Here is a 1,262-nt window from a genome sequence, read left to right on the forward strand (position 1 = left end):
GCTGGATTGTATAATCAAGTTAGCCACTAAGTAATTTTTTTAATAAAACACAAAAAGTCATGTGAATTCTGCTATATTGAAAGTACCACCAATCTATATAGGAGTGAATTCACATGACTCAAGTAAATGATAACATAAACCCGAATAAGGGAAAACACTTAACCTATGAAGAACGCATAAAAATTGAAGCTTACAAAGAATTGGGATACTCCAATCGTAAGATTGCTCGTATTTTAAATCGTGTACCACAAACGATTAATAATGCTGTTAAACAGGGTACAGTACGTACAATTAAACAACGACAAGTTCATAATGACAAAGTGTATGAATATGACGAATACAGCTATTCAGCTGATGCTGATTATCAAATATATCTTCGTAATCGCCAGCATTCTGGACGTCGTCCAAAATGGTTACGGTGTGATTCATTTACTCAATGGGCCGACGATAAAATGTTAAATGACGGTTGGTCACCTGATATTGTTGTTGGACGGGCAACGAAAGAAAAACTCTTTCCACCCGATTTGATACCCTCCACATCGACGCTCTATCATTGGATTGATCGTGGTATCATGAAAACCAAAAACATTGATTTACTTGAAAAAGTTGCTCGTACACCAAGGAATGATTCTCCTAAACATAGGGAAAACCGCCGAGTACTTGGCCCATCGATTGAAGATCGTCCAGACAAAGTAGATACAAGAGAACACTTTGGACATTGGGAAATTGATACATTAATCGGAGCCAAAACTAAAGAAGACCCTGTATTATTAACACTTGTAGAGCGAAAAACACGCTTTGAAATCATATTTAAAATCAATCAAAAGTCAACAGACTTTGTCAACCAAGCAATGAAACAACTTTATGACAGAATAGGGAATCAAGCCGCCACCCTATTCAAAACAATCACATCAGATAACGGATCTGAGTTTGCTGACATTCATGAATTACTTACAGATATAACAGATGTTTATTTCGCTCGCCCTTATGCGTCTTATGAACGAGGGACGAAAGAGAATCAACATAAGTTAATCCGTAGATTCATCCCAAAAGGGGAATACTTAGCTGATATATCAGCTAAAACAATCAACCAAATCCAACAGTGGATGAATAACATACCACGTAAAATATTGAATTATCGTACTGCTGAAGAAGCATTTTTAACTGAACTTCAGTCGTTAGCAAGTTAATAACTACACGGCGCTTCCAATTGATGGTAAATTCACATAAATTAGGTGGCTAACTTAAACTTGAAATTTAGG

1 protein-coding gene is annotated in these 1,262 nt (G+C 36.3%); it reads left to right on the plus strand.

The genetic code is table 11. The features are described from left to right. The first annotated feature begins 113 nt into the window (after positions 1-113). Positions 114-1,190, plus strand: a complete 1,077-nt coding sequence (locus WKT09_RS13640; protein ID WP_340416556.1) for an IS30 family transposase — start codon at positions 114-116, stop codon at positions 1,188-1,190. Positions 1,191-1,262 lie beyond the last annotated feature (72 nt).

The organism is Pseudogracilibacillus sp. ICA-222130 (assembly GCF_037892545.1).
GTDB lineage: Bacteria > Bacillota > Bacilli > Bacillales > Amphibacillaceae > Pseudogracilibacillus.